The following is a 12685-nucleotide window of genomic DNA, read 5'->3' as shown; positions in this document are numbered from 1 at the left end:
CCCGCGCATTGTCTTCTTGATCAATGTCAGTAACTGGGGCAAAGCCATGGAGGGGAGAAAAATCTACAGTTTCGGCCACAGCCCGGCCACCCAACGAGAGGGGCAGGGAAAAACACAATGCCAATGAGAGGGCGTAACGGTAACTCAACATGGCCCTGGGAATCTCCAGTGGTTAACGGGTCAGAATGGGGGGCTGTGAGCCATTCAGTTAGAGTGTGAAGGAGATATTTGCGTTCCCAGCTCTGATATTAGAGTTAATTTGGGACTGCAGAGTGAATTAAACAGACTTTAACAGGATTATTAGCTTTTGTCAGCCCCAGCAAAACAGACCCCAAAATGGTGTAAAAGCTCCGCGCTGGAGCCTCCTGCCACTTCGTAGAGCCGTTGCCCTAATCCCCTGTGACCTTGGAATTTTTCCGATCACTTCAACCTTGACATTCAATCAATCAGCCATGGTTAGTTTGGGTCGCTGGGAGTCACTTTTTCTCCTTGCTAGTGCTTTGCGAGGAGTTGATAACAATGGACAATGGAAAAGTTAAGTTGGGGGCGGTTAATTGGCCCTAGGCTGGTTGGTAAAGTTTTGACCCTAACTCCCCCGTTCCTGTCCCCTTGAGAGTGTTAACCCATGGCTCCTTCCCCTGCCCAGATTGTTGACCCCTGTATGTTGGCGGCGATCGACATTGGTACCAACTCCATTCACATGGTCATTGTCCGCATTGATCCGGTTCTGGCCACTTTTACCATTGTGGCTCGGGAAAAAGACACTGTCCGCCTGGGCGATCGGGACCCCCAATCCAACAACCTCATCCCAGCGGCCATGAATCGGGCGATCGCCGCTTTGAAGCGCTGTGTGGAATTGGCCAAGGGCTTGGAGGTGGAAAACATTATCGCCGTAGCCACCAGTGCCACCAGGGAAGCAAAAAATGGCCAGGACTTTCTCACCCGGGTGCAAACGGAAGTGGGACTGACGGTGGATTTAATTTCTGGCCCGGAGGAAGCCCGACGCATCTACCTGGGGGTATTTTCCTGCATGGACTTCCATGAAGTGCCCCATGTGATGATCGACATCGGCGGCGGGTCCACGGAGCTAATTTTGGCTGATCGCCGGGACGTGCGCTTTTTGAGCAGTACCAAAGTGGGGGCAGTGCGGCTCACCCAGGATTTTGTCCACACTGATCCCATTGATGGGACAGAATTGGCCGTATTGCGGGCCTATGTGCGGGGCATGTTGGAACGCCCAGTGGATGAAATCAAACAACGACTTGATGGCGAGGAAAAAGCCCAACTAGTGGGCACCTCCGGCACCATTGAAACCCTGGCCACCATGACCGCTTTGCAAAAACAAAAAGAAGTTCCCAATCCCATCCAGGGTTATAGCATTACCCACAAGGATGTGGAGGAATGGGTCAAAAAATTAGCCAGTCTTAATTGCCAAGAGCGATTTGAAATTGCCGGCCTGTCCGATCGCCGGGCGGAAATTATTTTGCCGGGGGCCGTGATTTTACTCGAAGCCATGACCATGCTGGAGTTAGATAGCATCACCATTTGTGAGCGGGCGTTGCGGGAAGGCATGATTGTCGATTGGATGCTCACCCATCGGATTATCCAAGACCGGATGCGCTTCCAGGGAGAAATTCGCCAACGGGGAGTGCTGAAAATCGCCCGTAAATATCAGGTAGACCTAGGTTTTGGGGAAAGGGTTGCCCAATTTGCCACCAGCTTTTTCGACCAGTTACAGGGAGTTTTACACGACTGGGGAGAAACCGAACGGGAATGGCTCTGGGCCGCCGCTATTTTGCACAATTGTGGTACTTATATCAGCCACTCTGCCCACCATAAACATTCCTACTATTTAATTCGCAATGCTGAACTGCTGGGTTACACAGAAATTGAACTGGAATTAATTGCCAACATTGCCCGCTACCATCGTCGCAGTAAACCCAAAAAACGTCACGAAGATTACATCAAACTGTCCGAACCCCACCGTCTAGCAGTAAGACAATTAAGTGCCTTGCTCCGGTTAGCGGTGGCCCTGGATCGTCGTCAAGTGGGGGCGATTGAAAGTTTTGATTGTCAGTACGACCAGGAGAACCGGCAATTACATCTACATATTACCCCTAAAGATCTTGATGACGATTGTGCCTTGGAACTATGGAATTTAGATTATAAAAAAGTCATTTTTGAAGAGGAATTTAATACGAAGGTGGTGGCGACTTTAGCCATTTTGCTGCAGTCAAATAAAGGCTAGGGAGGAAGTTTAATTTAAGTTATGATGAGGGTTTTTATGGTTAATTATGGGTGAAAAAGTAGCGGCGTTGGGCTTAGATGTGGGGCGAAAACGGATCGGAGTGGCAGGGTGTGACGGCACTGGTTTAATTGCCACCGGTCTTACCACCATTGTGCGCAGTTCCTATGATCAAGACATTGCCCAAATCAGACAGTTAGTTGAAGCCAGGCAAGTTAATTTATTAGTGGTGGGATTACCCTACACCATGGCTGGGGAGATTGGTGCCCAAGCGAAACAGGTGCAAAAATTTGCTCGGCGGCTGGCAGAAAAACTTGGTCTAGCGCTGGAATATATGGATGAACGCCTCAGTTCTGTAGAAGCAGAAAATCAGTTAAAAGCGCAGAAAAGATTTTCTAGTTATAACAAGGGCTTAATTGATCAACAGGCGGCGGAAATTATTTTGCAACAATGGTTAGATTTACGACGTTCTCGCTTACAAGAGTAGTGTGATTATCTCCATTGGTAAATTTTCATCAATTAAGCTGTTTGGTGCATTTATTAACTCTTATGAATAATTCCCTGGGAAATGTAACTTAACTGTTTCTGCTTCAAAAGTAACCAATGTTATCTAGTATTATCGCTATTCTTCTGCTGGGGTTTTTCGGAGGGCAACTAGCTCGAAGGCTCAAGTTACCAGCCTTGGTGGGGATGGTGCTAGTGGGCATTGTCCTCGGCCCCCAAGTAGGCGATCGCCTGAGTCCGGCTATGTTGGCCTTGGCGGATGATCTACGCACCATAGCGGTGATGGTGATTTTAATGAAAGCAGGGTTGGGACTAGACCGGGAAAAACTCAAGCAACAGGGTTCCGTCGCCCTCCGCTTAGGATTTTTACCCGCCAGTCTAGAGGCGATCGCCGTGGCACTGATGGCCATGGTCCTATTTCAATTTGACTTTGCCACTGGGTTATTGTTGGGGTGCATTGTTGGAGCGGAATCCCCGGCGGTGATTGTCCCCGGTATGTTGCGCCTTAAAAGTTTGGGCTGGGGAGTCAAAAAGGGTATTCCCGACGCAATTCTGACCGGCAGTGCATTGTCCGATGTCTTGCTTCTATTAGTTTTTAGTTTACTGCTAGCTTTTTTAGCCCAGGGGGGAGCCGAGGGATTGACGGTGGGGAATATCAGCCTCAGTGCCCTACAGTTGTTGCCTTTACAGATTGTTTTACAAATTGGTTTGGGAATTGCCTGTGGCGGGGCCATGGCCAAAATTTTGGTATCTCTGTTGGCCAAACAAAACTGGACGCAAACGGCGGTGCAAGATGGTTTAGTGGCTGCATCCCTAGCTTTATTTTTAGTGGTATCTTCTACCCAATTGCCCATTTTCTCTGGCTATTTAGCAGTCATGACCACGGGCTTTTTTCTGATTGAACTAGATGCGCCCTTAGCCCGGAGATTACGGGGAGGCTTTGACGGGCTATGGACGATCGCCGAAATCTTTTTATTTGTGCTGTTGGGGGCAAGTATTCAACTGTCAGTGCTAGAAAGTAGTCTGTTACCAGGCCTGCTCCTGTTAATGGTGGGCACTTTGCTAGGCAGGGGACTGGGTTGGTATCTTTCCACCCTGGGGAGTAATTGGAATGCCAGGGAAAAATTATTCCTGCTGCCAGGGAATTCTGCTAAAGCCACTGTACAAGCTGCTTTGGGAGCTGTGCCCTTATCCCAAGGTATTGCCGGCGGAGACATTATTCTGGCCATGGCGGCCCTTTCCATTCTGGTAACTGCCCCCCTGGGAGCCTGGGCCATTCCTACCCTTGCCCCCAAATTGTTGCAGAAAGGAACCGTGGACCCGACCAAAGTGAGCGTTAATCAATCTCTCACCATCTTGGCCGCAGTGGATACCTCGGCGATCGCCAAACAGGTTTTAACCAAGGTGGCTGAATTGGCCAGGCGGAATGATGCCAGGGTTGTAGTCCTCCATGTAATCCAGTTGGCAGATCCACCAGGGGTGGAAAACCTAAGAGAGCAAACAAAACAAATTTTGGCTGATATTCGCCATCAATTCATCGTCACCGAGGGGGTCGTACCGGAGCAAATTCTCCGCATTGCCCAGGAACAGGGGGTGGGGGAAATTATCCTTGGTAAGCGGGGACACAGTGTTTTGGATGACCTACTGCTGGGTTCCGTTTCCCAATACCTGTTAGCAACCAGCGTCCTACCGGTTATGGTGGTGGAGTCGGAGGATCGGGTTAGCCTATCCCGGCCCCATTGAGTTAGGCAAGTCATAGTCCATGTACTACGCTGAGCAGTTGACCATTTATGTCACCGAAGGCGATCGCCAGGGAGGAAAACTCCTTTACCAGGCATTAATTGAGGAAGCCCGACAGCTTGGTCTAGCGGGGGTCACAGTCATGCGTACCGCCATCGGCTACGGCCCCCAAAGTCCACAGATTGCCGTGGATTGGACCATGGAATTGGCCCCCCAAATGATTATGATTTTGACCGTCATCGATCAACCAACGGCGATCGCCCAATATATTCCCAAACTGCAAGCTTTAATAACAAAAGGTTTAGCCACCAAGGAATTGGTTAAGGTGGTACACCACGCTCCCACAGAAAATAACCCAGAACCCCTTGCCTCCTCGAAGGAGAAAGCAACTATGGACAGCGTCAATGATCCCAACCCCAATGCCCAAGGTAACCACCCAGACTATGAAAAATTAACCATCTATGTGGGGGAAGCAGACCAATGGCAGGGACGGCCAGTGCATCTAGCCCTGATCCAAGAAGCCCGACGTTTAGGCATAGTGGGGGCCACAGCTGTGCGGGGGGCCACTGGCTACGGCAAAAATAACGAGGAGCGGGTGATGTTACTGGGCATCATCGAACTGTCTTCGGATTTACCCATAGTGCTCACCTTCATCGATCGCCGGGGGAAAATTGACCAGCTTTTACCCATAGTCCAGCAAGCGGTGCAGGGGGGTATTGTCCTGCGGGATCAGGTTGAACTGGTGGTCCACACTTAGAACTTATCGGTGGCCGGCCTGGGCCCCACAGCTCCCGGTTGGTTGGTAAATAAATTACCCGCCGCTTCATTTTGGTAAATACAGTCAATGCGAGGATTACCTTCCAAAGGCCCGGTGAAACCAAAGGTATTCATGCGATTTTTACAATCATTGACTTGGCGGTTGTCCACCAGTTTTTCCCGCTCCAAAATGCTCCAGTTGTTGCGGCGCAACACACAGCCTGGTTGCATCACTGGTTGGGTAACAAACACATTAAAGGGATTCAGGGTCACAAACACCCGCATATCGGTGACGATGGCGCTGGAGCCAAACTGCACACACACTTCAGCGTTGGGAGCACTGCGGTCAATCACTTCCCTGGAGGCCACATTTTCCGGGCTAAAGCTAGCGGTGGAACTAAAACCAATGCCCACCCCAATGCCCAAAACGAAAATACCTGCCAACAGGGCGATCGTGCCGTAGTTGATGTTCCCTAAGCTGAACTTGCCAGGGGGTTTTCCCGGTGGAGGGCCATAATCCCGGTCATAGCTGGGACGAGGGGGAGGAGTATAACGAGGTGGGGGTCTACGGGCCATAGGGAAAAGTTGAGAGGGTGGAGTTTCCTAGTCTAACTTTGGGAGAACTATTTCAGCTGGCCAGGATTCAGGGTGAGCTTTGGGGTTGAATATGAAGAGAAAATATTGTCCCATGGCTTGGCATTGCCAACACCAGTTAATGGGCAGAGAGAATACTATCCTATCCACGTTTTCCGCCCACAATTTTAGATGAATTCCAAAGTTAAACCAGGCATCAACCGTTGCAGATTTCTTAGGGATTTAGTTTGCCAGAGGATATTTTTAGAACCCCTAAAGGCCAGACTAGCGCCTTCCTTGCCCCGCACCTTCATGACAAACATTGAGAGCATACTGATACCGGAACTATTGAGAAATTCTAACCCCTCCAGGTTGATGATCAGCTCACTACAATCCGCCAAAATTTCCAGCATGGTGTTCATAATTGGCTGATATTCCTTCATGCCTTCCAATCGCAAAAAGCCGCGAAAATAAAGGGTATTGTTGGCTTCTTCAAAGTAAATTCGATAATCTTCGGTGGTTATTTCCATATGGATAGGTCGCAATAAAATTAGGGATTTGGGGGAAATGGTTTTTTCTTAGCTATCACTGCTCAAATTTCGACGCTCAAGTGGGTCATTACCGTCACTTTTATCAAATCCTCAGAGCCGGGAACCGGGGAAAATTGCCAACCAAACTGGGCTTGGTAATCATTAATCATGGTTAATAAGCCAATTTGGGATGCTTCGCAGTTTTCCAGGGCCGATTTTTCCAGCCGTTCCATATACAATTCCATGGGATCCTTCTGCTTCAGCACTTTGATGAAGTCTTCATACTCGATGGTGGTTGGCAGAGGCGAAATATTACTGGTCTCAAAAATTAATTTGTGATCGTAGAGATGGAGGGTAATGATGATGGGGCAATCATGGTCCGTGGTGCTGTATTTAACGGCGTTTTCCAACAATTCGTTGGCAATGTAACTGACGGACCCTTTGATGGTGTCCCGCTGACTGAGGCCGTCGTCCGCTTCATTACCGGGAAAAAAGGTGGCAAAGTAGTCTCCCAAAAAGTCCGCCGATAGGCCATAGTTGCGCCAACGTTGTAGACGATTGGCCCGGTCGGGGGAAAAGTTTAGGGTGAGAAATTCGTCGCTGGGGGGAATAGGGTCAAGAAACTCTCCCCATTGTCTGACATTGGTCTGGTCAGTGCTCATGGTTGTGCCTATGGGACTGGCTCACTTAGTTGATAGGAAAATCAATGGCCGACAATACAATTCCGGCCCTGGCGTTTTGCCTTGTAAAGATTTTCGTCCGCTTGGGCAATTAGGTCTAGGGGGGATTGCCCAGGCTGGGGATACACGCGACCGATGCCAAAGGACATGGTAACGAATTCATTGGTGGGGGAATGGTGGTGGGGAATCTCTAGCATGACCAGGGATGATTGCATCCGTTTAGCAATCTGCTGAGCGGCTTCACCGGTCACCTGGGGTAAAATGACGGCAAATTCTTCGCCACCGTAGCGGGCAAAAAGATCGAAGGGGTTGCGGAGGGTGGAACTGAGGGTTTTGGCAATGCGCCGTAGACAGTCATCCCCACTGAGGTGGCCATAGAGGTCGTTGAATTGTTTGAAATGGTCGATGTCACACAAAACTAAGGCGATCGCCCCTTGGTCATCCATGGCCCGTTCCCATTGTTGGGCTAGATGGAGGTCAAAGTGGCGGCGGTTGGAAACCTGGGTGAGGCTATCAAGGTTGAGTAGCTCTGCGGTTTCTCCTAGCTTTTGTCGCCATTGGGCGTCCACCACGTCCCCATGTTGCATGATGGTTTCCACAATAATCTCTAGGTCTTCCTTTTCTCGGGAAATTAAACTGAGGATATTTTGTAACTTCGCTTCTGCCCGCTGTCGTTCCACAATCTCACTTCTGAGCTTGACATTGGTTTCATTCAGCAATGACTCGATCATGTCCCCATGTTCGGCGATCGTGGTCAAGGCAATGTGGAGGTCATCGTTTTCCCGTTGCAACCGATTAATTTCTTGCTGGAGTTGAGCTAGGGTGGCCGCCGTTAATTCTGTCGTAGTCATAGTGGGGAGCAGGGACGGAGATAGGATCCAGAAATTTTTGAGTGGGTTTATTTACCTACCTAGGTTATTCAATGTAACTCACTTAGTTAAGAATGACTGCTTACCAGGGACTCTTTTCTGCCAGATATTCTAAATATTTTTGTTGGGTAACCCTCTGTTTAGTTGTGGGTGGGGTATAGAGTACCTACTATCGTTCCCCTAGAAACAACAGGGAGCGAGTCTTGTCTTGGCTTAGGGCCTACTGGCAAAGTGCTATTTTGCGCCTCAATGGACTGAATGGGGCACTTTTTCCTGTTTTTTTCCAAGCTTAGGGGAGGCGGGAGGGCTTTTACAACAATCTTTTTGATGAATCCGGTAACTACGTCTCAGCAGGCTCCGTCAATGTCAGCGAGATTTTTCCACCGATGCCCTGACGATCGCCGCTAACTGTTCTGCACTATCGAGGTCAGCCAAGGTGCCAGCGGCCTTGGCCATGGTGGTCAACTTTTCCGGACTCTGGAGGAGTTCGAGCCCAGCTTGCTCCAACTGTGCCGCCGTGAGGGATTTTTGGGCAAACATTAGGGCGGCCCCAGCATCGACAAATACCTGGGCGTTGTACATCTGATGATTTTCCGCTGCAAAAGGATAGGGAATTAAAATGGCAGGCGTCTGGGTAACAGCCAATTCCGTCAGGGTGCCCGCCCCGGCTCGACTGATGGCTAGGTCTGCCCTCTGCAAAAGCGCCGCCATGTTATCAAAAAAGTCTAGGGAAAGATAATGGTCATGGCTAAAGGTGGCTGCCTCCGGATCGTTCTTGCCGGTCAAATGGACAATAAAAGCTCCGGCATTAACCCAAGCCGGCACACAACTACGGACTTTTTCGTTCACTGTCACGGCCCCTTGGGAGCCGCCTGCGACCACAATTAAATGTTTGCCCGCTAGGATGGACAGGTCTAAGGGCTGGGGTTGGTGAAACTGCTCTCGCACGGGGGTACTGATCCACACCGTTGCACAGTTGGGCAAATATTTGGCTGTGCCCCGAAAACCGATCGCCACTTTGTCGCACCAACGGCCCAACCAAGTGGTTACTTTACCGGGAATGAAGTTCGATTCATGAAAAATTACCGGAATGCCGCATAATTTGGCTGCCACAATGGCCGGTGCCGCAATATAACCCCCCGTAGTCGCCACCGCATTAATTTGTTTGCTCTTAATCAATTTTCTGACGGTGAATACGGACCGCAACAGATTCCAGCCAATCTTGACTGTTTTTAAACTGGGCCGCCCCTGGAAACCTTCCACTGGGATAGTTTGGAGAGGATATTGCCTGGGTACTAGCGTGGTCTCCAGGCGATCGGGCACCCCCAACCAAGTAATCTCATAGTCTGGCAATTGTTGAGCCAAGGCCAGAGCCGGAAAAAGATGTCCCCCCGTGCCACTGGCGGCAATTAGTAAACGAGTTGGTTCAGTCATCTTGCCAAAATATCCGGTAAAAACTACATAAGCCCTTAATTAAGCCCACAAAAAAAATACCCCACCCGCTGGCGGAGTAACAAATTAAAATGTCCAATCCCCCGCATAACGGAGAAATCCTGACCCACCCAAAGATGGTTAGACATTTTTGATCAAAAGACTGTTAGTCTTCAAACCTTCCCAGCCTAACCTTCACTTTCAATGTGAATGAAAAGCAACCCCATGGTCACAGCGGGGAATAACCAACCCACCATAGGAATCAAAATCCAAGGCAGATAAGATGCAGCGTAGGAACCGTCCATTAGTTAATACTCCTTATTAATTGGATGATTGTAAGCTCAGGCCGTTGTGGCAACGGCAAAATTGCAACAGTTTAAAGGTTATAAGGTTATTTAGTTAAATAGACCCCGGAAAATCCCATCCACAACGCTGAGGTTTTCCAACAGGAAGTAGGCCACAAAGGCACCTCCCATGCCACCCACAAAAAAGCCAGCGGCAAATTGGCTCCAACCATCGGCGGTTTGCAGAGTGTCGCCGGCACCCTCTTCCCCTTGGAAAGTAACTAAGCCATAGCTACTCAAGGCAGCGGTGGCCACCAAGATCAAAGCCAAAGCTCCAATCAGACCACCAATGTACTGGTACTCAGAATCCCGCAGGGGGCCGAGTAGGGTCCAGGGGCCAATTAGAAAGTAGCCGTGGGCCATACCCACTTCCAAACCTCTAAGGATGGGGGAAAGACCTTTGCGGTAGGCGGGTAAGTTACCGATAAAAGTGCGGGTAAAAGCGGAGTCGGAAATGGGGGTGGAAAGGTGCCCCACAAAAGGATCGCCGTTATAGGCTTGTACAACTTGGTTAGATTCAGCCATTGGTATTGAGTTCTCCTGTTAAAGAATTTCGTCAGGGACGTGACAAAACTTTAGTCCCCATTTTACGCACGGGGGGACGTTTTGCGAGGAAAATGGCCTTTAGCTTTAAAAAAATTCATTAAGTTTTATTGACATCCCACGACAAGGGCTGTTTTGTTGGGATTCTCGACCCAGGGGACTTCTTTATATCTGATTTGCCAATTAGTTGGCTCTGTCTTTTTTAATAAGCTTCTTCAATCTTTGTCAGTTTGCTTTTGGCGATTTGGAGAAAATGGGCGAGCCAAATCATGGCTTTGTCTAAGGAGATTAACAAAGGAAAAAAGCTGTCTGAGCCGTTATCCCTCCATTTATTCGTGCAGGTGAAAAAATCACTAGGACTTAGTCAATGAAGATTCCAGTCCGATGGGCTTGGTGGAAATGCTCACCATAAATAGCGGAAAATATTATATTGTGATAATGATTGTCATTATTAAAACTAGCCTGGGGCAATTTTTGGGTATGGGGAGGAAGGGCATTGCTTTCGCTCTGACTTCTTGCCTATATTCTCAATAATTTATCGGCTAATCCTTAGAGTGTGAGGACTCGTATGTTAAAAAAGCTGTCACTAGTGTGGGGTTTAGGTGCCCTGATGGCGATCGCCGGGGGAGAGGGAGAAGCTTTAGCCGAACCAGTTGACAAAATCGAACGCTTGCAGTTTGGTCAATCCTTGGAAGATATGAACTCCAACCCCATGGGACAGATCACTTCTGTGTCGGATCTCAGGGATGTGCAGCCCACCGCCTGGGCCTACGAAGCATTAAAAAGTTTAGTGGAGCGCTACGGTTGCATCGTTGGTTACCCTGACCGGACTTTTCGCGGCGATCGTGCCCTATCCCGTTGGGAGTTTGCTGCGGGGCTAAATGCCTGCATGAATGTGATGGAGCGGTTAATCCAGGAGAACGTAGCGGTTTTACGGGAAGACGTTGATAAGCTGAAGCGCTTAGCTCAAGAATTTCAGGGAGAATTGGCGGCCCTGGGAACCCGCATCGATAATCTGGAAGTCCGCACGGCTTACCTGGAAGACCATCAATTTTCCACCACCACCAAATTAAGTGGGCAGGTGGTAACGGCCCTGAGTGGCATTGTCAGCGGCGACAAAAATAATGGCACCGAATCAATCACAAGAAATACCACCTTGGGTTATCGCACCCGCCTGGAGCTTAATACTAGCTTTACGGGGGATGATGATCTGTTTATTCGTTTATCCAGTGGCAATTTAGAAGACTATGGTCCCATTGCCGGTACTTTTCAGCCGGTGTTAGGGGCAACGGAACCGGAAGATGGTAACCTCAGCAATAGTGTTCTGTACTATACTTTCCCTGCCACAGAAAATATTCGTCTGTGGGCCCTTGGGGCTGGGGGAGCTTTCGATGATTTCACCAATACCATTAACGTTTTGGACGGGGATGGCGCCTTTGGTGCGTTGACAGCCTTTGGTACCCGAAGCCCTATCTATTGGCACCGGGGCGGCCCTGCAGGGCACCTGGGATAGATTGCAACTCAGTCTTGGTTACCTGGCCCCCGCTGGCAGCGATCCGTCCCAGGGAGAAGGGCTATTCAACGGTAGTTTTGGCACGATTGCCCAGTTAAACTACGACTTCAGCGACAATTTGACCATAGCTTTAACCTATGGCTATGGCTATAACACCCTGGACACCAGCACCGGTAGCCAACGCTCTAATTTCCGCTACTTCACCGAAACCACCTTTGGCGAAGCAGCCAAAACTTCCCACAACGCCTATGGAGCAGCTTTTTCCTGGCAATTGAGTGACCATTTTGTCCTGGGAGGCTGGGGAGGCTTCACCAAAGCCCGCACCCTCAACTCCATTGATCTGGTAGATGCCAGCATTGGTAGGGGCAGTTTAGACATTTGGAATTGGGCAGTGACCTTGGCTTTCCCCGACATTATCAAGGAAGGTAACATGGCGGGGATTATTGTGGGCATGCAACCCTGGGTGAGCAGTAGTTCCATCGTCTTTCCCGATGACATTGCCACTACGGACATTGATAGTTCCTTGCACCTGGAAGGGTTTTTCGAGTGGGCAGTGAATGATAATCTTTCCATTACCCCCGGTATTGTGGTGGTACCCAATGCGGACTACAACAACGCCAATGGCACCCTGGTAATGGGGGTAATCCGTACCACCTTCAGCTTCTAGGCATGGCAAAACCGTTCCACACAACGGACAAATAACTCCACCCCCACTGGCAACACGGCCTCATCAAAATTAAAGCGGGGATGGTGGTGGGGATAGTCCAAACCTAGGTCGCTATTGGCAGACCCTAAAAAGAAGTAACAGCCTGGCACGGCCTGGAGGAAAAATGACATGTCTTCCCCTGCTAGGGTTTGATAATCCGGTTGGAGATGGTCATCGGTTAGTAACACATCCGCCGCCGCCGATCGCACTAAATCCACCAAACGACGATCGTTGACCACGGGGGGATAGAT

12 protein-coding genes and 1 pseudogene are annotated in these 12685 nt (G+C 49.6%); 5 read left to right on the top strand and 8 right to left on the bottom strand.

Going from position 1 to position 12685, the window contains the following annotated elements; translation table 11 throughout:
* Positions 1-625: 625 nt before the first annotated feature.
* The 4 genes from IQ219_RS09185 (at position 626) to IQ219_RS20080 (ending at position 5246) form a co-directional block, all read left to right on the top strand.
* Positions 626-2248, top strand: coding sequence for a Ppx/GppA phosphatase family protein (locus IQ219_RS09185; protein ID WP_194072398.1), 1623 nt, complete (start codon positions 626-628; stop codon positions 2246-2248).
* A 46-nt stretch (positions 2249-2294) separates the two neighbouring features.
* Complete coding sequence (gene ruvX, locus IQ219_RS09180; RefSeq protein WP_194072397.1) at positions 2295-2732, top strand: Holliday junction resolvase RuvX; 438 nt, start codon at positions 2295-2297, stop codon at positions 2730-2732.
* 116 nt (positions 2733-2848) lie between these two features.
* Entirely contained in the window at positions 2849-4492 is a 1644-nt protein-coding gene (locus tag IQ219_RS09175) for a sodium:proton antiporter (protein WP_194072396.1), read from the top strand.
* Positions 4493-4511: 19 nt separating this feature from the next.
* The gene (locus tag IQ219_RS20080) at positions 4512-5246 is read left to right on the top strand and encodes a DUF190 domain-containing protein (RefSeq protein ID WP_228016848.1); all 735 of its coding nucleotides are present in this window, start codon (positions 4512-4514) and stop codon (positions 5244-5246) included.
* Here the strand turns inward: IQ219_RS20080 and IQ219_RS09160 are convergent.
* The 7 genes from IQ219_RS09160 to IQ219_RS09130 all read right to left on the bottom strand — a co-directional run bounded on the left by IQ219_RS09160 (position 5243) and on the right by IQ219_RS09130 (position 10197).
* Positions 5243-5821, bottom strand: coding sequence for a DUF3172 domain-containing protein (locus IQ219_RS09160; RefSeq protein ID WP_190598471.1), 579 nt, complete (start codon positions 5819-5821; stop codon positions 5243-5245). The genes IQ219_RS20080 and IQ219_RS09160 overlap by 4 nt on opposite strands.
* Positions 5822-6006: 185 nt before the next feature.
* Positions 6007-6348: a hypothetical protein gene (locus IQ219_RS09155; RefSeq protein WP_190598470.1), complete on the bottom strand. Its 342-nt coding sequence runs from the start codon at positions 6346-6348 to the stop codon at positions 6007-6009.
* 62 nt (positions 6349-6410) lie between these two features.
* A complete protein-coding gene (locus tag IQ219_RS09150; RefSeq protein ID WP_194019176.1) occupies positions 6411-7010 on the bottom strand; it encodes a hypothetical protein in 600 nt (199 codons plus the stop codon).
* A gap of 41 nt (positions 7011-7051) precedes the next feature.
* The gene (locus IQ219_RS09145) at positions 7052-7879 is read right to left on the bottom strand and encodes a diguanylate cyclase (protein ID WP_194019177.1); all 828 of its coding nucleotides are present in this window, start codon (positions 7877-7879) and stop codon (positions 7052-7054) included.
* Between the two features lie 384 nt (positions 7880-8263).
* Positions 8264-9331: an undecaprenyldiphospho-muramoylpentapeptide beta-N-acetylglucosaminyltransferase gene (murG, locus tag IQ219_RS09140; protein WP_194072395.1), complete on the bottom strand. Its 1068-nt coding sequence runs from the start codon at positions 9329-9331 to the stop codon at positions 8264-8266.
* Positions 9332-9516: 185 nt separating this feature from the next.
* Positions 9517-9633 (bottom strand): photosystem I reaction center subunit VIII, encoded by a 117-nt coding sequence (locus IQ219_RS09135; RefSeq protein WP_028948017.1) that lies wholly within the window; start codon positions 9631-9633, stop codon positions 9517-9519.
* A 90-nt stretch (positions 9634-9723) separates the two neighbouring features.
* The gene (locus tag IQ219_RS09130; protein WP_194072394.1) at positions 9724-10197 is read right to left on the bottom strand and encodes a photosystem I reaction center protein subunit XI; all 474 of its coding nucleotides are present in this window, start codon (positions 10195-10197) and stop codon (positions 9724-9726) included.
* Between the two features lie 586 nt (positions 10198-10783).
* Between IQ219_RS09130 and IQ219_RS20520 the strand changes: the two are divergent.
* Positions 10784-12395: pseudogene (locus tag IQ219_RS20520) on the top strand (iron uptake porin).
* Here the strand turns inward: IQ219_RS20520 and IQ219_RS09120 are convergent.
* A partial coding sequence (locus tag IQ219_RS09120; RefSeq protein WP_194072393.1) for a M20/M25/M40 family metallo-hydrolase occupies positions 12392-12685 on the bottom strand: 294 nt, incomplete at its 5' end. The pseudogene IQ219_RS20520 and the gene IQ219_RS09120 sit on opposite strands and share 4 nt — an antisense overlap.

This window comes from Synechocystis sp. LEGE 06083 (assembly GCF_015207725.1).
GTDB classification, from domain to species: Bacteria; Cyanobacteriota; Cyanobacteriia; order Cyanobacteriales; family Microcystaceae; genus Synechocystis; species Synechocystis salina.
Note: the sequence above shows the minus strand (reverse complement) of the source record. Positions and strands in the feature narration are given on the sequence as shown.

Coding starts and splice junctions, on each gene's coding strand:
- IQ219_RS09185 (WP_194072398.1), top strand. CDS start 626: ATGGCTCCTTCCCCTGCCCAGATTGTTGACCCCTGTATGTTGGCGGCG.
- ruvX (WP_194072397.1), top strand. CDS start 2,295: ATGGGTGAAAAAGTAGCGGCGTTGGGCTTAGATGTGGGGCGAAAACGG.
- IQ219_RS09175 (WP_194072396.1), top strand. CDS start 2,849: ATGTTATCTAGTATTATCGCTATTCTTCTGCTGGGGTTTTTCGGAGGG.
- IQ219_RS20080 (WP_228016848.1), top strand. CDS start 4,512: ATGTACTACGCTGAGCAGTTGACCATTTATGTCACCGAAGGCGATCGC.
- IQ219_RS09160 (WP_190598471.1), bottom strand. CDS start 5,821: ATGGCCCGTAGACCCCCACCTCGTTATACTCCTCCCCCTCGTCCCAGC.
- IQ219_RS09155 (WP_190598470.1), bottom strand. CDS start 6,348: ATGGAAATAACCACCGAAGATTATCGAATTTACTTTGAAGAAGCCAAC.
- IQ219_RS09150 (WP_194019176.1), bottom strand. CDS start 7,010: ATGAGCACTGACCAGACCAATGTCAGACAATGGGGAGAGTTTCTTGAC.
- IQ219_RS09145 (WP_194019177.1), bottom strand. CDS start 7,879: ATGACTACGACAGAATTAACGGCGGCCACCCTAGCTCAACTCCAGCAA.
- murG (WP_194072395.1), bottom strand. CDS start 9,331: ATGACTGAACCAACTCGTTTACTAATTGCCGCCAGTGGCACGGGGGGA.
- IQ219_RS09135 (WP_028948017.1), bottom strand. CDS start 9,633: ATGGACGGTTCCTACGCTGCATCTTATCTGCCTTGGATTTTGATTCCT.
- IQ219_RS09130 (WP_194072394.1), bottom strand. CDS start 10,197: ATGGCTGAATCTAACCAAGTTGTACAAGCCTATAACGGCGATCCTTTT.